The organism is Nosocomiicoccus ampullae (genome assembly GCF_001696685.1).
GTDB classification, from domain to species: domain Bacteria; phylum Bacillota; class Bacilli; order Staphylococcales; family Salinicoccaceae; genus Nosocomiicoccus; species Nosocomiicoccus ampullae_A.
Genome location: NZ_MBFG01000004.1, coordinates 1 through 22,556, shown reverse-complemented (window position 1 = coordinate 22,556; position 22,556 = coordinate 1). Strand labels below are relative to the sequence as shown.

The following is a 22,556-nucleotide window of genomic DNA, read 5'->3' as shown; positions in this document are numbered from 1 at the left end:
CCTCGTTTATTTTATAGTCATACTTATATCTACCCTAAATAAATTCATGTAAACAGATATAATTAAATTCATACACAATTTAGACAATTTAAAATATTTAATCTTGAAAATAATATACTTTAAATACGTTTTAGACTGGTCTATAATAGTACTAATCTATTTTAGGAGGCTAGTTCAATGTGGGAAAACAAATTTACTAAAGAAGGATTGACGTTTGACGACGTACTACTTATGCCAGCTCATTCAGAAATTCTACCAAGAGAAGTAGACACAAGTGTGCAACTGACTGACAAAATTAAGCTCGGCATTCCAATAATCTCTGCAGGTATGGATACTGTTACAGAGTCTAAAATGGCGATTGCGATTGCACGCCAAGGTGGTTTAGGTGTTATTCACAAAAATATGTCAATCGAAGCACAATGCGAAGAAGTAGAGAAAGTTAAACGTTCAGAAAACGGTGTAATTACAGATCCATTCTTCTTAACAAAAGAAGAAAAAGTATTCGCGGCTGAACATTTAATGGGTAAATATCGTATTTCAGGTGTTCCAATTGTAAATAATCCAGAAGAGAAAAAACTCATTGGCATCCTAACAAATCGTGACTTACGTTTTATTACAGACTATTCAGTAGTAATTGATGACGTAATGACTAAAGAAAATCTGATTACAGCACCAGAAGGTACTACGTTAGAAGATGCACAGAGCATTCTTCAACAACATCGTATTGAAAAGCTTCCAATTGTCGATGAAAACAACGTATTAAAAGGTTTAATTACGATTAAAGACATCGAAAAAGTCATCGAATTCCCAAATGCTGCTAAAGATGAGCATGGACGCTTACTTGTAGCTGCAGCAGTTGGTATTTCTAGAGATACAGACAAACGTATTGAAGAATTAGTAAAAGCTGGTGTAGATGCGTTAGTTATCGACACAGCACACGGACATTCAGCAGGCGTTTTAAACGCAATCAAAAAGATTGTTGAAGAATATCCAGAAGTCGAAGTAATCGCAGGAAACGTTGCCACAGCTGAAGGTACGAGAGCTTTAATTGAAGCGGGTGTTGACGCAGTTAAAGTAGGTATTGGACCAGGATCTATTTGTACAACGCGTGTCGTTACAGGTGTTGGTGTACCACAAATCACTGCAATTTATGACTGTGCAACTGAAGCACGTAAACATGGTAAATCAATCATCGCAGATGGTGGTATTAAATTATCAGGAGATATCGTTAAAGCTTTAGCAGCAGGCGGACATGTCGTAATGCTAGGTAGTTTACTCGCAGGTACGACAGAATCTCCAGGTGAAATTGAAATGTTCCAAGGTCGTCGTTATAAAACATATCGTGGTATGGGATCGCTCGGTGCAATGGAACAAGGTTCAAGTGACCGTTACTTCCAAGATGAAAAAGAAGCGACTAAATACGTTCCTGAAGGTATCGAAGGTCGTACAGAGTACAAAGGACCTGTAGCAGATACAATTTATCAGTTAATGGGTGGATTACGTTCAGGTATGGGTTACACAGGCTCTAAAGACCTTAAAGCATTAAGAGAAAACAGTCGATTCACACGTATTACGTCAGCTGGACTTATCGAAAGTCACCCACATAACGTTCAAGTTACTAAAGAAGCTCCGAACTACTCTATTTAAGAGAGAGGCTATAAACTTATGGAAATGGCAAAAGAACAAGAACTTATTATTGTAATAGATTACGGTAGTCAATATAACATGCTTTTAACACGTCGTATTCGTGATTTAGGTGTATATAGTGAATTACGTAATCCAAGTATTACTTTAGAAGAAATTAAAGAACTAAATCCTAAAGGTATCGTATTATCAGGTGGACCAAAATCAGTATACGAAGAAGATGCATATACTGTTGATAAAGGTATTTTTGACTTAGGAATACCAGTTCTCGGTGTCACGTATGGTATGCAGTTAATTGCATACAATAACGGTGGAGAAGTAAAACCATTAGACAACGCATTTTCAGGTGTTGATACGATTGAACTTAATACTGAAAGTCCATTATTTAAAGGATTAGACAAAGAAGTTAACGTTGCGATGAGTTACCACGACGAAGTGGCGTCAATCGGTGATGACTATGAGATCATCGGAAGTACGAAAGACTCAAAATACGCAGCAATTCAGCATAAATCAAAACCTATTTACGGTATTCAGTTCCACCCAGAATCAAAATCAACAGAGAATGGTGATACATTCACCGAAAACTTCGTAAGAGATATTTGTGAATGTCACGGTGAATGGACGATGGGTAACTTTATCGACATCGAAGTTGAGAAAATTCGTGAAGAAGTTGGCGACAAAAAAGTAATCTGTGCGATGAGTGGTGGAGTAGATTCATCAGTTGTTGCGGTACTTATGCAAAAGGCGATTGGCGACAATTTAACATGTATCTTTGTAGATCACGGCTTACTTCGTAAAGGTGAAGCGGAAATGGTAATGGAAGCGTTCGGTAAAGGATTTAACATCAACATCATTAAAGTCGACGCACAAGACCGTTTCTTAGGAAAACTAAAAGGAGTATCTGATCCAGAACAAAAACGTAAAATCATCGGTAACGAATTTATTTATGTATTTGACGATGAAGCGGCGAAACTTAAAGATATCGACTACCTTGCACAAGGTACGATTTACTCAGACGTCGTTGAATCAGGATCTGAAACGTCAGAAACAATTAAATCACACCATAACGTTGGTGGATTACCAGAAGATATGGAATTTAAACTCATAGAACCAATCGCGACACTCTTTAAAGACGAAGTGCGCCAATTAGGACTTGAGTTAGGTATTCCTGAAGAACTCGTATGGCGTCAACCATTCCCAGGACCAGGTCTAGGAATTCGTGTCCTTGGAGAAGTGACAGAAGAAAAATTAGAAATCGTTCGTGAAACAGACTATATTTTACGTGATGAAATTCAAAAAGCAGGCTTAAATAAGAGCATTTGGCAATACTTCACAATATTACCAGGTATCCGATCAGTCGGTGTAAAAGATGATAAAAGAACGTATGACTACACAGTAGGAATTCGTGCAGTACACAGTGTAGACGGAATGTCATCAGACTTTGCGAAAATCGACTGGGATGTACTTGAAAAGATTTCAAAACGTATGGTTAAAGAAGTTAAAAATGTAAACCGTGTCGTATATGACATTACTAGCAAACCACCCGCAACAATTGAGTGGGAATAATAACAAAACCGTAGCCAAGACAGATGTGCTACCGAGAAGTTGGGCTTTTAGAAATAAGCAGATTGTAAGGCATGTTTCCTGAATTGTTCAGGTGACATGCCTTTTAATTTTATCTTTATCATATTGTCTATACTATTAAATTATTAGGAGTTTATAATTAATCGTACAAATTCATCGACAACTTTTAAATTTAAGCTTTCTTCTTTATACGCTAGCCACGTATTTCTATAAATATTTTTACCATTATCTTTAATTGGCATCGTATAGAGGTTGTTTTCATTTTGAATGTTAATAGCTGGAACGATTGTATAACCGAGTCCACGTTTTACCATCTCTATACTCGTTTCTATTCGGTCAACTTCCATTGTTGTATAGACTGGAGAATTATAATTATCTCTCCACCACTTATCGATTGTATTTTTTAAACTGAGATCTGTTAGATACTGTATATAGTTTTCTTGTGGTAGTGATTCTAAATCAATTTTGTTTGTAGAAATAATATGTAGATTATCCTTTTCAAGTATGTGCTTTTTACTGTTCCACTTAAAATCTCCTCTTAAAAATGCGACGTGGATTGTTTCGTTTTGGAGCTTTTCTAATATTTCACTACTCCATCCGGTTACGAGTTCAACTTCAATATTCGGATATTTTTTAATAAAATTTTCCAGTAAATCTGGTAATTCATAATGCGCATAGTTACTCGAAGACCCGATGCGAATGGTCCCTTGAAGTTCATCTTTCATATTTTTTAAATGATCCAGTAGCTTTCTTTCTTCTTTTAACATTCTCTTTGAATGTTCAACTAAATAAATACCTTCAGCAGTAAAAGAGATTCCTTTATTTCCTCGATGTAAAATTTGTATTCCAAGAGATGATTCGATTTGTTTAATTCTGTAAGTTAATGATGGTTGTGTCGTGTACAATCGTTTAGCGGTGCGTGTTAAATTCATTTCTTCATATAGAGTAATTAATAATACCCAATCTTTCGTATCCATTTTTAACCTCTTGATATAAATAAATTCTATTAGTTTATATTTAATATATATATTTTACTTATGTCAAATGGACACATAAAATTTATATAAGAGAACTTTTAAAAGGAGTAATATAAATATGGAATATAAATTTGACATTGTCGTTGTAGGTACTGGTAATGCTGCGTTATCAGCAGCAGTTGCTGCAAGTGAAGAAGGTAAAAAAGTATTGATGCTAGAAAAGGGACCAAAAAATAATAGAGGCGGAAACTCGTTTTTCACAGACGGCGCGATACGCTTTGCATATAAGGATTTAGATAGCTATAGAGAAATCGTGTCGGATATTTCAGAAGATGATGAAATCGTACTTCCGAAATACGATAGTGAAGACTTCTATAATGACATGATGAAAGTCACGCAAGGTAAATCGAAACCTGAACTCGCAAGACATCTCGTAGAAAATTCATATGACACAATTCTTTGGATGAAAAAACAAGGCGTAGAATTCATAGCAAATGAAAACCAGTATTTTGAAAAAGACGGTGTAAAAACGTTTTGGGGAGGATTACCTACAAAAACATATCGTAAAGGGATTGGTTTAGTAGAAGCATTATTTAAAAAAGCTGAAGAGAACGGTGTAGAAATATGGTATAGCTCACCTGCAGTTAAACTTGAAGCAAGTAATAATAAAATTACTGGTGTACACGTGAATAAAGACGGTGAGAACGTACAAATTGCTGCAGATGCAGTCATATTAGCATGTGGTGGATTCGAAGCAGACGCTAAAAAGCGTACAGAAAATCTAGGTGAAGAATGGTCTGAAGCAGTCGTTCGAGGCACAAAACATAATACAGGTGACGGTATTTCTATGGCGTTAGAAGTCGGGGCTGTAAAAGCTGGACAGTATGATGGATGTCACGCACATACGACAGATTACAATGCACCAAAATTCGGTGATTTCGAAAAGCCTGGCGATATATACAAAAAATCCTCATATCCACTCGGTTTAATTGTAAACGCTGAAGGTAATCGATTTGTAGATGAGGGTGCGGATTTTAGAAACTATACGTACGCAAAATACGGAAAAGAGACGTTAAAACAACCGGGTCATAGAGCATTTCAAATTTACGATAGCCAGGTGAAACCACTACTTCGTGTTGAATACGAATTAGACGAAGCGACTAAAATCGAAGCAAATACTTTAGAAGAACTTGCTGAAAAAATGAATGTCGATACAAAACAATTTTTAAAAACAATTGAAGAATATAACGCTGCAGTTCTTGAAGGTGACTACAATCCGAGCATTAAAGATGGTAAATCAACATCTGGCATTGACCCTAAAAAATCAAATTGGGCGTTAAAATTTAACGAAGCACCGTTTTATGCATATCCTGTCACTTGTGGGATTACGTTTACATTCGGTGGCATTAAAGTGAACGATAAAGCAGAAGTATTAAATGTAAATGACACACCAATCACAGGGCTATATGCAGCTGGTGAGATGGTCGGTGAATTATTCTATCATAACTATCCAGGTGGATCAGGACTCATGTCAGGATCAGTATTCGGAAAAACAGCAGGGAAAAATGCTGCGAAATTATAAATAGAGACGATATCATCGTATAATGAATAAATAACAATCTAATTAGGAGAGATACGATGAATATTGGCTTAATTGGTGCAGGTGCGATTGGACAGTTTTTATTAAAACATACGAAAGAACGTAGTGACTTACGTATTACGAATATTTTAGTACGAGATAAATCTAAGTATCAGCATTTAGAAGAGGCGTATAATGTAGATCTGTATACGGATCTGAACGAATTTTTAAACTCAAACATTGATATTGTAGTAGAAGCCGCGAATGTTGAAGTAGTTAAAACGTATTTAAAAGATGTCTTAAACGTAAAAGATATGATGGTAATCAGTATCGGTGCGTTTAGTGACACTTCGTTATTAGAGAGTGTAAGTGCGAGTCAACATAAACTCTATTTACCATCAGGCGCAGTTGGTGGTCTAGATTTAATACAAAACGTAAACACTCTAAATCATTTAAGTAGCGTCACACTTACGACGACAAAACCAGCATCATCACTTGTAGACGATGAACTATCAGAACCAACAGTCGTATTCGAAGGTGATGCAAAAGACGCTATCGACAAATTTCCTAAAAACATGAACGTATCGATTATTTTATCTCTCGCAGGATTAGGGATAGAAAAAACAAAAGTTCGACTCATCGCGGATCCGAATGCGACAGAAAATGTACACCACGTAAAAGTAACGGGAGAATTCGGAGAAGCGACAATTGAAGTTAAAAATCATCCGTTAAAAGAAAATCCAAAGACAAGTGCACTTGCAGCTCTTAGTGTCTTAAGTTCGTTAGAGCGTCTTGATAGTAATGTTTTTATTGGATGAACTTCGTAGAATAAACAAAGGACGTATTCTAAAATGTTTTAGAGTACGTCCTTTTAATTATGAATATTATTCAACTTCATAGAATCCCATATATTCATTTCCAGAATAATTTCGTAGTAGTACATTCAGACCATGATTTTCTAGGTGAGTAAAATCTGAGAAAATACCTGTATATAATTTCTCGTTTTTAGGATGCTTTTTAAAATCTGTAAATAATAAAGAGACTTCATTTTTATCTTTATCCAGAACATCTATGGATAAATTCGTGCCATTTAATTTATAAGAGCCAGGATAACTTTCACCAAGATATTGAATAGAAACTTTATTGTTTTTATTAAAATCAAAGATTAAGTAAGCACTGTTTGTCGAGAAATCATCTAACGTATTACCAATCTGAATCACAGTAAACACAGAGAGCTTTTTGTCGGTTAATTCATTAGCTTCTGAAGAACATCCGTTCAGCAGGAAAGCTACAGATAAGATAAGAGCAATACATAGTTTCTTCATAATAAAATTCTCCTTATATATAGTAATTTTATTATAAAAAAATAATTGTAAATTGCAATTATTTTATCTTATAAAACACTTTTTACTTAATGAATGCCAAACACATTGTTTAAATAATTGCTGATAATATTTACTTTCAAGTCAAAATAAACTTGCTTCACTTCGTAAAAAATACCCTTAAAGTTGATTGTCGTTTTCAACTTTAAGGGAGTAGGTCATTGTGATGTACCTGTTATTTTTTGTTCTGCTCTTGTTCTAAGATATGATCAATGATTAGGTCGACCATTGCTTCTACACCGTCTGCGTTTAAGTGAATACCGTCTGGTTCAAAGTATTCGACATGTCCTTCTGATGCTTTGTACCAGTCGATGACTGTGACGTTTTCAAATTCTTCTCCTGCAGTGTGTATTTTTTTGTTAACATTGCCTTCCCAGTCTCTTGGGACACGTATTGTCACGAGGTAAATGTTTGCACGGTTAAATGTTTGAATGAAGTCTTCAAGTTGTTCTAATGAAAAGTCTCCGTTTGTTCCAAGTTCGAGTACGATGTTTTCGTTTTCGCTATTAAAGTGTGGGTATTTCGTTCTTGAAATTTCAATTGCTTGGTACATTTGACGTCCGACTTCACCGTTGATGACGGCGTTTGGTATACGGTATTGTATGTTACTACCGATATTTACCATGATTGAGTCTCCGATAAATAGTGGCGATGCATGTGATAAATATTCACTCGCAAAGTCTTGTTTTTCTTTTTCAAGTTCGGCTTGTTCTTCTTTGTCAGCTTCTTCTTGAGCGATTCTCGCTTTTTCATCGGTAAATTGCTTATGATTTTTCTTTATGTTCCATGCAACGCTTTTTGGTGTACTAGAAAACTGCATCGTACCATCTTCAGTGTTGAATGATGATTGTTTGTTCACATCTTTATGGAGGTGATCAAAAATTCCGAGCAATGTGACGAGTAAACCTGCGACTAAAATGACACTTACTGTGGATTTCACAATGAGTGCGCGACTCGTGTTATATGCGGGCTTAAAGAAGTTAAACCCTTGTTTACGAATCGGTGTTTCAACAAATCTAAATGAAAGCTCAGCAGCAATACAAGTCAGTATCACTTGTAGTAGGATAATGTGAAGTGGGATTTGTCCTGCTACGTAATGCATGTTCATAAAGACGATAATCGGGTAATGCCATAAGTAAAGACTATATGAGCGTGTCCCGATCCAAAGCATCACCGGATTTGATAACGCGTGGCCGAGCTTTGACACCGGATGTACACTCGCAGCAATTGCTGGAAGTGTTAATAGAGTAACAAAGAATAGTCCGCCGGCATATAACCAGTTTGAATAATCTTTTGTAAACATCATAAACAAAATGAGTATGATGAGTGACGTAATACCAATAGTATCAATCACTTGTTGATACCTTTTAGGTGTTTCTGTTTTTAAGTTAAATGGTGGCCAAATGAATGCAAGTAATACACCGAGTAAAATCGTATGTGCACGTGTATCTGTTCCGAAATACACGCGTGAGTTGTCCATATCTGGCACCATGAATAAAGTCATTAAAAAGAGAGACACAAAAGTCATTAGTAAAACGGCTATCGGCATCGTTTTATTTGAACGCCCGAATTTAAGTAATAAGACGAAAATCACAGGCCAAATAATATAAAATTGTTCCTCAATTGCTAAACTCCATAAGTGCATTAAAGGTTTTGGTTCACTTGCTTCGAAGTAACTCACATCTTCAAATATGTACCACCAGTTCGACACGTAAAAGAGTGCAGCGAGTGAATCGTGTTTAATTGTTTTAATCATTTGAGGTTCAAATATTAACGTATAAAGGATGACGACCCCGATTAAAAAGAACACAGCCGGGATTAGTCGTTTAATACGGCGAATCCAAAAGGCGATTAAATCGATGGATCCTTTTGATTGGTACTCATGAATGAGTAAACTTGTAATTAAATATCCTGAAATTACAAAGAACGTATCTACACCTAAAAATCCACCAGGAAGCCATAGTGGATTTAAATGATATATAATAATCGCAATAACAGCGATTGCACGTAGGCCATCGAGTCCTGTTAAATAGCGTTTCGGTTTTACTGAAAAATGAAATTTATCCGGCATGAGTATCTGTGCCTCTCTATAATATGATTCAATATAATAATTTTATAATATAGAATGTTACTGTATCATGTCAATTGTTACACGAAAAAGACAAAAATAAATCGTTATCATTACTAATTATACCATTTTTATTATTTGATATAATGAAATTGTGTAAAAATAAATTGACGAAAATTCAAAATAACGGGGGTTACATTATGTTTAATCAAACAGATACTTTACAGTTTTTAGAAGACTTACTTAATATCAATAGTCCAACAGGATATACGAAACAAGCGATAGATTTCTTAAGAACTGAAATAGAAAAACTCGGTGTAAAAACTTCGACGACACATAAAGGGAATTTAATTGCGTATATCGAGGGAGAAGATACGTCAGTGACGCGTGCATTGTCTGGACACGTGGACACACTTGGTTTGATGGTACGCTCTATTAATAGTGACGGTACGTTAAATTTAACAAAACTTGGTGGACCGCTGACACCAACGTTAGATGGAGAGTACTGTGACATTATTACGAGAAGCGGTCATGTATATACGGGTACAATACTATCGACGTCACCATCGATTCACGTATTTAAAGACGCATCGAAAAAAGACAGAGACATCGATAACTTAGTCGTAAAAATCGATGAACGTGTCGTGTCAAAAGAAGATGTTGAACGTAAGCTTGGTATTCAAAACGGTGATATCGTCGCGTATGATCCGAAAACTGTAGTGACATCATCTGGTTTTGTTAAGTCGAGATTTTTAGATGATAAAGCATCTGTAGCGTTATTAGTAAGTCTCATTAAAGCAATTAAAGCAGAAGACGTTAAACCGAAAACAAACTTACAGTTTATATTCACAGCGTACGAAGAAGTCGGTCACGGTGCATCATATTTACCTGAAGAAATTACAGAGCTTCTTGCGGTAGATATGGGTTGTATTGGAGAAGACCTAAGCTGTACAGAATACGACGTCAGTATTTGTGCAAAAGACTCCTCTGGTCCGTATGATTACGAAATGGTTTCGAGTTTAATAGAATACGCAAAACAAGAAGAACTAGGGTTCGCTGTAGATATTTACCCAATGTACGGCAGTGATGCGAGTGCAGCACTGAGTGGTGGCGCAAATATTAAGGCCGCGTTAATTGGACCAGGCGTTGCAAACAGCCACGGCATGGAACGTACGCACGTCGACGCGTTACTCAATACGTTTAAATTACTCGTGAAATATGTAGAAAACTAATGATGAAGTGGCATAAAACGGTCACCATATCCGCCCCGATTGATGAGGTGTTTCATCTATTTAATGTTGAACACTTCAATAAAGTGAAGCCTGAGTTGAAGCGGATCGAAGTGATTCGTAAGACTCATAACAAGGTCGGCAGCACGTACAAAGTGACGCACGAAGAACACGGCAAAACGATACAGTATGTTGTGACGCTCGATAGTTATGAGGACGAAGCAGACTATAAGTTATTACGATTCTCTTATACGATTAGCAACTTCTTTCAAAAGAGTACACAATATAAGTTGATAAAAAAACAACAAAGAGAGACTGAACTCATCTACAGTGGAGAGATGCGCGGTAAATATTTCCTAGGAAATATTATATTGAAGATGTTATCAAAATCTCAACACGACCAGACGATTGAGACGTTTCTCTTACGCATAAAAAATTTGTATAAAGATTGATAGATAAAAAACCTCTTTCCCGTTCAGATGAGTGGGGAAGAGGTTTTTAATCACTTTTATGGTCTAACTTCTAATTTTTTTGGATTTACAAACTCATAGCCTTTATATCTCAGGCCTTCAAGTATTTTTGGGAGTGCGTCTCTCGTCCATTGACGGTCGTGCATAAGTAAGTTTGCTCCGTGATCGAGGTATTCTGAATGTACCATCTTATATTCGAGAATGTCTTTGTCGAGGTATCCAGGAGTTGCATCGTATCCATACGTCCAGTTCATGGACTGCATACCTTTATTTTTTAAAATTTGTTCAGAAGCTTCTGTATTAATACCAAAAGGAGCGCGGAAGAATCTGGGTTTTTCTCCGGTAATTTCTTCGATGAGATTATTTGTTGATATAATTTCTTCGTTTACTGCTTCATAAGATAACTTTGATAAGTCTGGGTGATTTTGTGTGTGGTTTCCAATTTCAAAACCTAAATTATAAATTTCTTTTAACACATTTTTACCGCGCTCCGAGTTTAAAAACATTCCGTTTACAAAAAAGATTGCAGGTGCGTCGTACTCTTTTAATATATATGCGATGTCTAGCGCATAATCTGCGGGTGCATCATCAAACGTGAGTAACGCAACTTGTGTGTTAGTACCTTCTTCGATTGGAAGGACTCTATACGTTTCGTGATCTATATAATACTCTCTCGCTATTTCTTCATCTTCTTCTACAATTTCAGTTTCAGTGTCTTCTTCACTCTCATCATGATCATTTTCGTCTTCTTCAGGTTCAGTTTCCTCTTCAACAATTGTTTCAGTGTTGTCATCAGTTTGTTCGGGTACTTTTTCTGTATGTTCTTGAGTGTCTTCTTTTGATGTACATGCAGATAAAATAAGGAAAGATAGTAGTAACATATAAAGAATTTTCTTCATAACAATTAAACACCTCTTACTTCATATTATATATGAAATTTTAAGAAGTTTAATAAACTTAAAGGAATTTCTATGAAAGATTAGTATAATAATGTTAAACATGTTTATTGAGGTGGTATAAGTGAGTAAAGAAGCTTTATTGATTGTTGATATGAGTAACGACTTTGTAGATTTAGACGGGCCATTAAACGTTGGAGAAGCTGGACCTGCCATTACGCCTTATATACGAGATTTAGCGGACGAATTTTTAAAAGACGGTAAGTATGTAGTGATTTCTATGGATGACCATGCGCCGGATGATGCGCACTTTGATTCTTGGCCAGTGCATAACGTAACAGGGACAAAAGGACAAGAGTTATATGGACCACTTAAAGAATGGTACGATGAAAACAAAGATAATGATCACATTATTTATTCAATGAAAGAAAACTATAATGCATTTTTTAACACTGGTTTAGATGAAGTGTTACGTGAGCGTGACGTTGAAACGGTACACATTTGTGGAGTCGCAACAGATATTTGTGTGTTTTTAACAGCGTCAGGTGCAGATGCGAATGGTTTTAAAACAGTCATCCACAAACGTGGAGTCGCGACGTTTACAGATCAACAAGAGTCGAGTCTAGAACATATGGAGCGTTGCTTCCATTCAGAAATTGTAGAGTAAAATTACATACATAATATTGAATAGGAGGAATTATATGTTTGATTTAACGAAAAAAGTTGCACTTGTCACAGGTGGTGCGAACGGAATTGGTAAAGGGATTTCGACGATGCTTCAAAAAGCTGGAGCATTCGTTATTATTGCAGATTTAGACAAAGAAAACGGTGAAAAAGTCGCAAAAGAATTAAACGGAGAATTTTATGAGCTAGATGTGACAAATCTTGATGGTATCGAAAAAACGGTCGACAGCATCGTTGAATCTCACGGAAAAATCGATATCCTCGCTTCAAATACAGGGATATTCCCTCAAAAATTCATTGAAGACATGTCTGAACCAGATTACGACAAAGTACTTGACGTTAACTTAAAATCATCTGTCTTTGTAAGTAAAGCTGTGTTAAAGCATATGAAAAAGGCGAATTACGGCCGTGTTATCTTTACATCTTCAGTAACAGGACCAATCACTGGATATCCAGGGTGGGCACATTACGGTGCGTCAAAAGCAGCACAACTTGGATTTATGAGAAGTGCAGCGTTAGAGTATGCAAAGTACGGTATAACAGTAAACAGTGTGCAACCAGGTAACGTGTTAACTGAAGGGTTAAAAGCCCAAGGTGAAGAATATTTAGAAGGTACAAAATCTATCATTCCGATGCATGAATTAGGAAAGCCCGAGGATATTGGTGCAGCAGTTGCATTCTTTGCATCTGACGAAGCGGGTTATATTACAGGACAAAGTATCGTCGTCGATGGTGGACAGATTTTACCAGAAGAACCAGACGGTATTTTATAGAACGATTTGAAAGTTTAAATGGAGCGTATTTTTATGAAAAAAATGATTGGACTTTCAGTGCTTACGATATTTTTAGTCGGATGTACTGGAAACAACGGCATTATTAATAAAGACGATCACAAAGTAACTTCAACGCCTGCTGAAACTGAAACAAATGAACAGGAGGAAGAAGAAGTTGTCGAAGAGACACCACTTGTAACGGAAGAAAATGTGTTTACAGAAGGTACAATCGAACAACTCGTAAACCCAGCGTATGCATTATCTGAAACATATGAACCGTCTGACTTAGTACTCGTTGACTTACTGAGCACGCAAGAGACATATTTAAGAAGTGAAGCATATGAGGCACTGAAAGAACTGTTTGAAGCGGCAAATGAAGAAGGACTACAACTTTATGCAGTGTCTGGATATCGATCATATGCAATGCAAGAAACGCTTTACAATAACTATATATTTCAACATGGACAAGAAGAAGCCGATCGATTTAGTGCAAAACCAGGGACAAGTGAACACCAAACAGGACTTGTGATGGACGTCAGTAGTGAAAGTGCGTGGTTTGGATTATCAGAAAGCTTTGAAGCAACACCAGAAGGTGAGTTTGTAAAAAACAACGCACATAAATATGGATTTGTCGTTCGTTATTTAAAAGGTAAAGAAGATATTACGGGGTATATGTATGAACCATGGCATATACGTTACTTTGGTAAGGAACTCGCACAAGAATTATACGATAGCGGGTTAACATACGAAGAGTATCTAGAAAATAACAATATATCATTAACACCAGTAAGTGAAGTAAAATAAATTTCAATAATACTAACGCCTTTTGACCAATCAACATCTCTTCTGAAAAAGATATATCGCTTTTATAGTTGTACAATATATTGTACAATTCAATTAGGAGATGATAGTAATGAGTGTAGAAACATATTCAAATGCAAGAAAAAATTTCAGACAACTAATTAATCAGGTAAATGAAAATAGCGAAGTGATAACAATCACAACAAATGAACATAATGCTGTTTTGATGTCTGAAGATGATTATAATTCTATTATGGAAACTTTTTATTTACAAAAAAATCCATACAATAACGAGCACTTAAAACGTTCAATTTCACAATTAGAAAATGATGAAATAGTTAAGGTTAATATTGATGACTAAACTACTCATTACATTTTCAACTGATGCTTTTGAAGACTATAAAGAGTGGCAAATACAAGATAGAAAAACTTTGAAAAAAATTAACCAACTCATCAAAAGTATTGAGAGAGATGGAGTACTTGAAGGTATCGGAAAACCAGAAAAATTAAAAGGAAATTTAAGTGGCTGGTATAGTAGGAGAATTACACAGGAACATAGACTTGTATATAAGATTGATAAAGGATCAATTATGATTGCTTCATGTAAATATCATTATAAATAAATGCAGTGTATACTATGTTCACATCGGTGATAAAATGAAAAATATGAGCTAGAAAAGTGGAAATATAATGAACGATATAATTAACGGAAAAGAGATATAAAGCAAGATTCGTGTTGTTTAAACAGAATCTTGCTTTTTTATTTCTTAACAGTGATTAAGTCAACTGATACAGGTCGGTTTTTATATTGAGATAGTATTATTCATACAAAACGTTGAATTATTTATCTATTTTCGTTACATTTTAGAAAAGAGAACGCTTTTTGTGAGGAGTGTGTCGGATGGATATTAAGCAGTTTTCCGAGGATTCTTTAACGATTTACCTCGGTGACACAGTGGATGTTGAGACGAATCAAAAGTTGATGATTTTAAAATCGATAATTGAGTCATGGAATTTTCATGGCATTTATGAAATTGTACCGTCTTATACGTCGCTTACGATTCATTATGACTTATTAGAAACTGATGTGACAAAGTTAAAAGAGAAGCTAGGTGAAGTGGATACGGCTTTACTCGACGTTTCTGAGTTGTCTTATAAAGTTGTCGAGATACCGGTATGTTACGGCGGAGACTATGGGCCAGATGTCGAACGTTTTGAAACGGATGAGTTTACGGAGGATGATTTAATTCGTCTTCATGCAGGTAGAGAGTATCATATTTTTATGCTCGGATTTATGCCAGGATTTCCGTTTCTCGGTGGGTTAGATGAAAAACTATATAAAGAACGTTTAGACAACCCACGTACAAAAATCCCTGGAGTATCTGTAGGGATTGGGGGAGAGCAAACGGGTGTGTATCCGTTTGATAGTCCAGGTGGTTGGAATATTATCGGTCGTACGCCAGTCCCGTTATACGATAATAATCGAAGTGAACCGATACTGTATGAAGCAGGAGACCGCATTGTGTTCCGTTCAATTTCTGAAGAAGAATATGACACGATTGTCGAGGCGTATAATAACGGTGTTTATAAAGCAAAAGTGACGAAGCGAGGTAGTAATAATGACAATTAAAATTATTCATCCTGGAATGTATACGACAATACAAGATAGAGGACGTTATGGATATGAGTCACTCGGTTTTTCACCAGCTGGTGCGATGGATTATGAGAGTTATTATTTAGCAAACCAGTTGATCGGTAACGACTTAAACACGCCTGTCTTAGAGATGACATTAAAAGGCGCGAAGTTTCAAGTGACGAGCAACGTTACAATTGGAACGGCTGGAGCAGATATGCCGCTACTCATAAACGATGAAGAATATAGAGTCGGAGCAGCGATTGATTTAGTAAAAGGCGATATCGTTGAATTTGGATACGCGCGTCACGGTGTGCGTACATATGTCGCATTTTTAGGTGGATTTGATATCGATGAAGAACTTGGGAGTTATTCTACTCATTCGAGAAGTAAAATTGGTGGGTTCCAAGGTAGAGCACTTCAACCGTTTGACGTCTTATATATAAACGGTGGGCTCGCGCGACATGGTTATAAAGTTGTAACGAAAGAGCTCGACACGTCAAACGTAATTAGAGTAGTTAAGGGACAACAATATGACCGCTTCGATGAGGAAAACTTAGATCACTTTTTCCATAGCGAATATACAGTATCAAAAGAAAGTGACCGAATGGGATATCGTTTAGATGGTGAATCTGTTGAAGCGACGAGTCACGATATTATTAGCGAAACGATTCTATTCGGGAGTATTCAAGTGCCTAAAAATGGAAAGCCAATTATATTACTTTCAGACCGACAAACAGCGGGCGGTTATACAAAAATTGCGACCGTTGCGAAAGTAGACATTCAAAAAATCGCACAAAAGAAACCTGGAGATAAAATACAATTTAAACTCATCACGATTGAAGAAGCGACTGAGCTATATAAAGAACAGTTACGCGCGATTCATAATAAAGAGTTTATCGGAACGACAAAAGAGTTTAATAATGTGAGACGTCCAGTTTCACAGCGTATTCATACATTAATTGGAGGTAAATCGTAATGGATATCAATACAGTTAAAGAACTGATCAAACTATTAAACGATGAGAATTTATCTGTTTTAAAAATAGAAAGTGATGATATTAAAGTACACCTTGAACGTGATACGAATGTTTCAAAAGGAGGTAGTCAGAAAGTTGTAACGAATGCGCCTGTCGAACGTAAAGAAACAAACACACCAGCAGACCCTTCGAAATATGTAGAAATTACAGCACCTCAGATCGGTACATTCTATACAAAGAAAGATGAGCACAGCAGTGAAAACTTCATAGAGGTTGGCGACCGAATTGAAGTTGGGGACCAAATTGGCTACATTGAAGCGATGAAAATGTTTAACGATTTAAAATCAGACGTCTCTGGAATTGTTAGAGAAATCGTCGTACACAATGGAGAAGATGTAGAGTACGGAGATGTACTCGTCCGAGTAGAACCGGAGGGTAATTAGTATGAGAAAAGTATTAATTGCAAACCGCGGAGAGATTGCGGTACGTATCATTCGTACGTTAAAAGAAATGAACATGACGAGTGTTGCGGTATATTCTACAGCTGACAAAAACTCGCTCCACGTGGCGATTGCGAACGAAGCATATGCAATTGGTGGACCAAAAAGCATCGATAGTTATTTAAACATCGATGCGATTTTAACTGCAGCTGAATTATCTGGAGCCGACGCGATACATCCAGGTTATGGATTTTTATCAGAATCAGCGGAGTTTGCGAGACGCGTCGAAGAAGCGGGACTGATTTTTATTGGACCAACTGCAGATATGATGGAAAAAATGGGTAACAAATCGATGGCGCGTGAAACGATGGCGAGTGTTGGAGTACCTGTAATCCCAGGAAGTGACGGGATCATCGACTCTGCTGACGACGTAAAAGAGATTGCGAAAGTCCATAACTACCCACTCGTCATAAAAGCTGTGTCAGGTGGCGGCGGTAAAGGGATGCGTTTTGCGTATAGTGACAAAGACGTAGAAAAACTATATTATGACGCTAAAAACGAAGCGAAAAATGCGTTTAATGATGACAGACTATACGTAGAAAAGTTTATCGAGAAAGCACGACATATCGAAGTTCAAGTCATTGGTGATGGTAAAGGTGATGCGGTTCACTTATATGAGAGGGACTGTTCAATTCAGCGTAACAACCAAAAGCTGTTAGAAGAAGCACCCGCTGCTATTTTATCTGACGAAGAACGTAAATACATTACAGAAACGACACGTGACGCGATGAAACAGTTAAAATATCGCGGTGCTGGAACGGTCGAGTACTTATATGTTGAAGAAGAAAAGAAATTTTACTTTATTGAAATGAATACACGTGTGCAAGTCGAACATACAATTACAGAAGAAGTCACAGGTAAAGACATTATTAAAGCACAAATCATGGTCGCTTATGACGGTGAAATAGGTTTTACTCAAGACGACGTGAGTTTAAATGGTCACGCAATTGAAGCACGTATTAACGCTGAAGATCCGATGCACCAATTTAGACCGTCTCCTGGTAAAATCGAAGAGCTGCACTTCGGGCTTGGGCGTAATGTGCGAATTGACTCACATTTATACACGGGGTATACGATACCTCCGTATTACGACTCGATGGTCGCAAAACTCATCGTAAAAGATGATGACCGTGACTCTGCACTTACAAAACTCAAACTTGTCATCGGAGAAACAGTCATTGAGCCGATTAAAACGAACTTAGACTTTCAATTTTTCTTACTGTCACATCACAAAGTAATTGCGAATGATTATGATATCAAATTTATTTACGAAGAAAATATTATCGATACGGAGTGATAACGATGACACTAACAATTGATTTAAATGCAGACTTAGGCGAAAGTTTCGGGAACTATACAATCGGAAATGATGACAAAATTATTCCGCTTATTTCGTCAGCAAACGTCGCATGTGGTTTTCACGCGAGCGACCCTAAAGTAATGTTAGAAACAGTTAAACTCATTAAAGAATCAGGCGCGGGGCTCGGAGCTCATCCAGGATTCCCAGACAAAGAAGGATTCGGACGTAGGTATATGGACTGTACAGATGAAGAAATTTATAGTATGGTATTGTATCAACTTTCTGCGCTAGACGGTATTGCGAGAACAGTCGGAGTTGAAATGAATCACGTCAAACCACACGGTGCATTATATAACGCAACGTTTACAGATAAAAACCTCGCCCGCGTAATCGCACAAGCCGTCAAAGACTTTAATCCAAATTTAAAGTTAATGGGGCTATCGGAAAACAACCTCGTAAAAGCTGGAGAAGAAATAGGTTTACAAGTGGTACATGAAGTGTTTTTAGATCGTGCGTATGAAAACGACGGTACACTTGTCTCTAGACGTAAAGAGGGTGCGATGATTACAGATAGTAAACTAGCAGTTGAACGCGGGATTAGAATGCTTATTGAAGGTAAAGTAGAAGCAATAGACGGCACAGACATAGACATTAAAGCAGATAGTATTTGTGTACACGGTGATGGTGAAAAAGCACTACAATTTGTAAGAGAAATTAAATCTGCACTTGAAGCAAAAGGAATTGAAATACAAACGATGTAATCAAGATGAAGGAGTGAACTTATGCAAGGTGAAAAACAAAAATTAACAGCGTCACAACGTAGGCTACTATTTGGCGCAGTATTCTTGATGGCTACGTCATCAATTGGTCCAGCATTTTTAACACAGACGACAGTATTTACTGAACAGTTTTTAGCGAGTTTTGGATTTGCGATTTTAATATCAATTATCATTGATATCGGCGCACAATCAAATGTATGGCGTGTGTTATCAGTTAGCGGGAAACGTGGACAAGATGTTGCGAATGAGGTATTTCCTGGTTTAGGATCATTTATCGCAATTTTAATCGTGATCGGAGGATTTGCGTTTAACATCGGTAACGTTGCAGGCGCAGGGCTCGGTTTCAATGCGATATTTGGTTGGGATGTGCGAATTGGTGCAGCAATTACAGGAATATTTGCGATTATCATTTTCCTCATTAAAAATGGAAGAGCCGTAATGGACATCGTCACGCAAGGGCTCGGTATACTAATGATTTTAATCGTGTTATACGTTGCGATTGAATCAAAACCAGATATCGGTGAAGCAGCATTTAGAACGATTGTGCCTGAAGATCCACTATCAATGTTACTTCCAATTGTTACTATTGTAGGTGGGACAGTTGGAGGATATATCACGTTTGCCGGAGCACACCGTTTAATTGAAGCGGGTGTGACAGGTAAAGAGAATTTACATTTCGTATCTAAAGCAGCAAACTATGGGATTATTACAACAGGTGTCATGCGTACGTTACTATTCTTAGCAGTACTTGGTGTACTTGCTCAAGGTGCAGTGCTAGATCCAGATAACCCGCCAGCGTCAGTATTCCAATTTGCGCTTGGAGACATCGGAGTAAAAGTATTCGGTGTCGTATTACTCGCTGCAGCACTATCTTCAGTCATCGGTGCGGCATATACGAGTGCGAGTTTCTTACGCGGATTTGGAAAAGTGTTTGATAAGCACAACAACCTCATCATCATAGGTTTCATTTTAGCATCGACAATTGTTTTCGTATTCATCGGTAGACCTGTAACATTACTCATACTTGCAGGCGCATTCAACGGACTCATTTTACCAGTCACACTCGCTGCGATACTACTCGCATCGAGAAAGAAAAGTATCGTTGGAGATTACCACCATCCAACAGCATGGTTAATATTTGGAGTGATAGCAGTTATCGTTACTGCAGTAGCAGGGGTACTATCGTTAGAAGGACTTGCACAACTTTGGAATGGATAAAATAATAGAAACTATCGTATATTCGAACTATATGACAAAACAAATATATGATTATAGTATGGATTTAAATTTTATATAAAAAGCACCCTGAAGTTTGATTAAAGTCTAACTTCAGGGTTATTTATTATTATGAGATGAAGTGATTTTCTATAATAAGTTAAAGGAATAGGGAAGAGTCAGGTAATTTTTTTATTTCTTCCAAAACTTGATTAGGAGTTTTTCCTCGATATGCCAAGTTCTGTACGTCGTTTTTTTATAAATTCATTTAACAATATCTCCACATCCTTTATGCAAATTTGCATATATAAAATTTTGTCAAATTGTTTTATGATTAAGTTAATATGCATATATGAATGAGGTATAGATTCAATCATAGGTGAAATATAAACAAGAGTATTACTATACATACATAAACTTATATTAATAAGTAATGGAACCAGCTAGTATTTGTAAGAGGTGTTATATTATGAGAAATATATTCATTTATTTTGCAAGTGTCTTAGTTCTAACGACAGGTGGTCTTATATATAATTTTGCGATAAGTTATTATATATTAGACGTTACAAAGTCTCCCTTATTATTTTCAATTAATACTGTAATAATGAGTGTTGGAACAATCATCTCACTCCCGATAATGGGTACTTTTATAGATAAGTATAACAGGAAATCTATAATAATATTTTTGGAAGGGCTTTCTTGTTTAAGTCTTATTTTGCTTCTAACATATATATATATTTATGGTTTTAATATTTATTTTCTATTTTTTATAACAGCGATTAGATCGTTCATCGTGCCGGTTGTTTCTAATGCTTTTGATGCTTCACTCACCCAATTATTTAACGAAGATAAAATTCAAAATATTTTAGGGCAGGTTGGAACGATAAGAACAACAGTATTTTTATTAGGACCATTAATAGCAGGAGTTATCTATGGCTTTGTTACCTTAGAAACTATGATATTAATATTTTTAATCTTACAATTTATTTCTTTACTTTTAAATTTCTTTTTAGTGTTTGATGAATATGAGACTAATCCGATAAAAGAACATGAAGACAAAGAAAACATTATAAAATATGTGGTGAGAAAGAATAAAGAAGCCTTTAAATATATTGAAAAAAATGATGTTTTATGGAGAATTATTCTTTTAGCAATGATTATTAATAGTGTTGGTGCGGCAAGTTTCAGTGTTTTACCAGATACAATAATGATTAAAGAATTATCATTCGATCCATATTATGTCGGAATAGCTAGTTCCATAATGGGCTTAGGATCCTTATTAGCTACATTAGTTCTTTCGAGGTTGAAACTAAACAATCCCTTAAAAGCAATGAAAATGGCATTTTTAGTACTAGCTATAGTAATGACTACCTTTACATTACCTGTATACGTTAATATGAACAATATTTATAGCTTGGTATATCTATCGCTGATAGGATTGACTATGGCTTTTACATTTCAATTTGTATCCATACCAATGATGAGTTATATGCAAAAGAGTATCGATAACCAATTCAAAGGAAGAGTTTTTTCTCTGTTAAATACTTTAGGAAATGTTTTGTTGCCTATTGGAACTTTAATATTTGGAGCTCTTTATGAAATGAAAATATATTTTTCAGCTAACTTATTTTCTTCAATCATAGTTATTATTGTTGCTTCCTTATTATTAAATAATAGTGTGATTAGGAAGAGCAAAACAATATATAATAACAAAATCCAACTATAGAAGGAGGGATGAAAATAGTACTAAAATTACAAGAGTTAAATCCAGTTAAATCACATTCTACGATACTAGGAAGTGAAAAAAGTGTTTTCTGTTCTGTAGGAAGTTGTCACGAGAAAATTTAAAAGATCTAAAGGGATAGTACTAGTGCATAATATAGTACTGTCCCTTTTATAATATAGGGAGGAATTATTTGAGATATACTAATAACATTTCAGATTTAACATTATATACTTTATCGGATGAGTTATACTTTTGTGATATAGAAAATTATAAACATGGTAAAGAATATATAAATATTGTTAAATCTACACTTAAAAACTGGAATATCTATAAAGAT

22 protein-coding genes are annotated in these 22,556 nt (G+C 36.0%); 18 read left to right on the top strand and 4 right to left on the bottom strand.

The annotated features are described in order from the left end of the window. The first annotated feature begins 177 nt into the window (after nt 1-177). Together guaB and guaA are read left to right on the top strand one after the other, a co-directional pair. Nucleotides 178-1,647, top strand: coding sequence for an IMP dehydrogenase (gene guaB / locus BBS29_RS03320; protein WP_068129028.1), 1,470 nt, complete (start codon nt 178-180; stop codon nt 1,645-1,647). A gap of 18 nt (nt 1,648-1,665) precedes the next feature. After that, nucleotides 1,666-3,210, top strand: coding sequence for a glutamine-hydrolyzing GMP synthase (guaA, locus tag BBS29_RS03315; RefSeq protein WP_068129026.1), 1,545 nt, complete (start codon nt 1,666-1,668; stop codon nt 3,208-3,210). A 143-nt stretch (nt 3,211-3,353) separates the two neighbouring features. On the opposite strand, the gene BBS29_RS03310 is transcribed toward guaA, so the two are convergent. Continuing rightward, nucleotides 3,354-4,205 (bottom strand): LysR family transcriptional regulator, encoded by an 852-nt coding sequence (locus tag BBS29_RS03310; protein ID WP_068129025.1) that lies wholly within the window; start codon nt 4,203-4,205, stop codon nt 3,354-3,356. Nucleotides 4,206-4,323: 118 nt separating this feature from the next. Here BBS29_RS03310 and tcuA point away from each other — a divergent pair, with 118 nt between their 5' ends. Together tcuA and nadX are read left to right on the top strand one after the other, a co-directional pair. Beyond that, a complete protein-coding gene (tcuA, locus tag BBS29_RS03305; protein ID WP_068129023.1) occupies nt 4,324-5,787 on the top strand; it encodes an FAD-dependent tricarballylate dehydrogenase TcuA in 1,464 nt (487 codons plus the stop codon). Nucleotides 5,788-5,843: 56 nt separating this feature from the next. Beyond that, on the top strand, nt 5,844-6,602 hold the full coding sequence (gene nadX, locus BBS29_RS03300; protein WP_068129021.1) for an aspartate dehydrogenase: 759 nt from the start codon (nt 5,844-5,846) through the stop codon (nt 6,600-6,602). Between the two features lie 66 nt (nt 6,603-6,668). On the opposite strand, the gene BBS29_RS03295 is transcribed toward nadX, so the two are convergent. Beyond that, nucleotides 6,669-7,109, bottom strand: coding sequence for a hypothetical protein (locus BBS29_RS03295; RefSeq protein ID WP_068129019.1), 441 nt, complete (start codon nt 7,107-7,109; stop codon nt 6,669-6,671). Nucleotides 7,110-7,341: 232 nt separating this feature from the next. Then, nucleotides 7,342-9,237, bottom strand: coding sequence for an acyltransferase family protein (locus BBS29_RS03290; RefSeq protein ID WP_068129017.1), 1,896 nt, complete (start codon nt 9,235-9,237; stop codon nt 7,342-7,344). Nucleotides 9,238-9,434: 197 nt separating this feature from the next. Between BBS29_RS03290 and BBS29_RS03285 the strand changes: the two genes are divergently transcribed. Both BBS29_RS03285 and BBS29_RS03280 read left to right on the top strand, forming a co-directional pair. Further along, on the top strand, nt 9,435-10,466 hold the full coding sequence (locus BBS29_RS03285) for a M42 family metallopeptidase (RefSeq protein ID WP_068129015.1): 1,032 nt from the start codon (nt 9,435-9,437) through the stop codon (nt 10,464-10,466). After that, complete coding sequence (locus BBS29_RS03280; RefSeq protein WP_068129013.1) at nt 10,466-10,915, top strand: SRPBCC family protein; 450 nt, start codon at nt 10,466-10,468, stop codon at nt 10,913-10,915. The genes BBS29_RS03285 and BBS29_RS03280 overlap by 1 nt, the downstream gene beginning before the upstream one ends. Nucleotides 10,916-10,971: 56 nt before the next feature. Here the strand turns inward: BBS29_RS03280 and BBS29_RS03275 are convergent, their stop codons facing one another. Next, on the bottom strand, nt 10,972-11,832 hold the full coding sequence (locus BBS29_RS03275; RefSeq protein WP_068129011.1) for a polysaccharide deacetylase family protein: 861 nt from the start codon (nt 11,830-11,832) through the stop codon (nt 10,972-10,974). 121 nt (nt 11,833-11,953) lie between these two features. Between BBS29_RS03275 and BBS29_RS03270 the strand changes: the two genes are divergently transcribed. The 12 genes from BBS29_RS03270 to BBS29_RS03215 all read left to right on the top strand — a co-directional run bounded on the left by BBS29_RS03270 (nt 11,954) and on the right by BBS29_RS03215 (nt 22,219). Then, nucleotides 11,954-12,496, top strand: coding sequence for a cysteine hydrolase family protein (locus BBS29_RS03270; protein WP_084778817.1), 543 nt, complete (start codon nt 11,954-11,956; stop codon nt 12,494-12,496). Nucleotides 12,497-12,530: 34 nt separating this feature from the next. Beyond that, entirely contained in the window at nt 12,531-13,286 is a 756-nt protein-coding gene (locus BBS29_RS03265) for an SDR family NAD(P)-dependent oxidoreductase (RefSeq protein WP_068129008.1), read from the top strand. A gap of 33 nt (nt 13,287-13,319) precedes the next feature. Next, on the top strand, nt 13,320-14,090 hold the full coding sequence (locus tag BBS29_RS03260) for a M15 family metallopeptidase (protein WP_068129006.1): 771 nt from the start codon (nt 13,320-13,322) through the stop codon (nt 14,088-14,090). 109 nt (nt 14,091-14,199) lie between these two features. Next, complete coding sequence (locus tag BBS29_RS03255; protein ID WP_040928909.1) at nt 14,200-14,448, top strand: type II toxin-antitoxin system Phd/YefM family antitoxin; 249 nt, start codon at nt 14,200-14,202, stop codon at nt 14,446-14,448. After that, nucleotides 14,441-14,710, top strand: coding sequence for a Txe/YoeB family addiction module toxin (locus BBS29_RS03250; protein WP_068129005.1), 270 nt, complete (start codon nt 14,441-14,443; stop codon nt 14,708-14,710). Before BBS29_RS03255 ends, BBS29_RS03250 begins: the two co-directional genes overlap by 8 nt. Nucleotides 14,711-14,988: 278 nt before the next feature. Next, a complete protein-coding gene (pxpB, locus tag BBS29_RS03245) occupies nt 14,989-15,717 on the top strand; it encodes a 5-oxoprolinase subunit PxpB (RefSeq protein WP_068129003.1) in 729 nt (242 codons plus the stop codon). Further along, nucleotides 15,707-16,699, top strand: a complete 993-nt coding sequence (locus BBS29_RS03240) for a biotin-dependent carboxyltransferase family protein (protein WP_068129001.1) — start codon at nt 15,707-15,709, stop codon at nt 16,697-16,699. The genes pxpB and BBS29_RS03240 overlap by 11 nt, the downstream gene beginning before the upstream one ends. After that, complete coding sequence (locus BBS29_RS03235; RefSeq protein WP_068129000.1) at nt 16,699-17,142, top strand: acetyl-CoA carboxylase biotin carboxyl carrier protein; 444 nt, start codon at nt 16,699-16,701, stop codon at nt 17,140-17,142. Before BBS29_RS03240 ends, BBS29_RS03235 begins: the two co-directional genes overlap by 1 nt. Nucleotide 17,143: 1 nt before the next feature. Continuing rightward, nucleotides 17,144-18,496 carry an acetyl-CoA carboxylase biotin carboxylase subunit gene (locus BBS29_RS03230; protein ID WP_068128998.1) on the top strand — a complete coding sequence of 451 codons (1,353 nt, stop codon included), beginning with the start codon at nt 17,144-17,146 and terminating at the stop codon, nt 18,494-18,496. Nucleotides 18,497-18,501: 5 nt separating this feature from the next. Beyond that, complete coding sequence (locus BBS29_RS08270; RefSeq protein WP_068128996.1) at nt 18,502-19,260, top strand: LamB/YcsF family protein; 759 nt, start codon at nt 18,502-18,504, stop codon at nt 19,258-19,260. A gap of 21 nt (nt 19,261-19,281) precedes the next feature. Next, nucleotides 19,282-20,496 (top strand): NRAMP family divalent metal transporter, encoded by a 1,215-nt coding sequence (locus BBS29_RS08265; protein ID WP_068128994.1) that lies wholly within the window; start codon nt 19,282-19,284, stop codon nt 20,494-20,496. A gap of 430 nt (nt 20,497-20,926) precedes the next feature. Further along, the gene (locus tag BBS29_RS03215) at nt 20,927-22,219 is read left to right on the top strand and encodes an MFS transporter (RefSeq protein WP_083302050.1); all 1,293 of its coding nucleotides are present in this window, start codon (nt 20,927-20,929) and stop codon (nt 22,217-22,219) included. Nucleotides 22,220-22,556 lie beyond the last annotated feature (337 nt).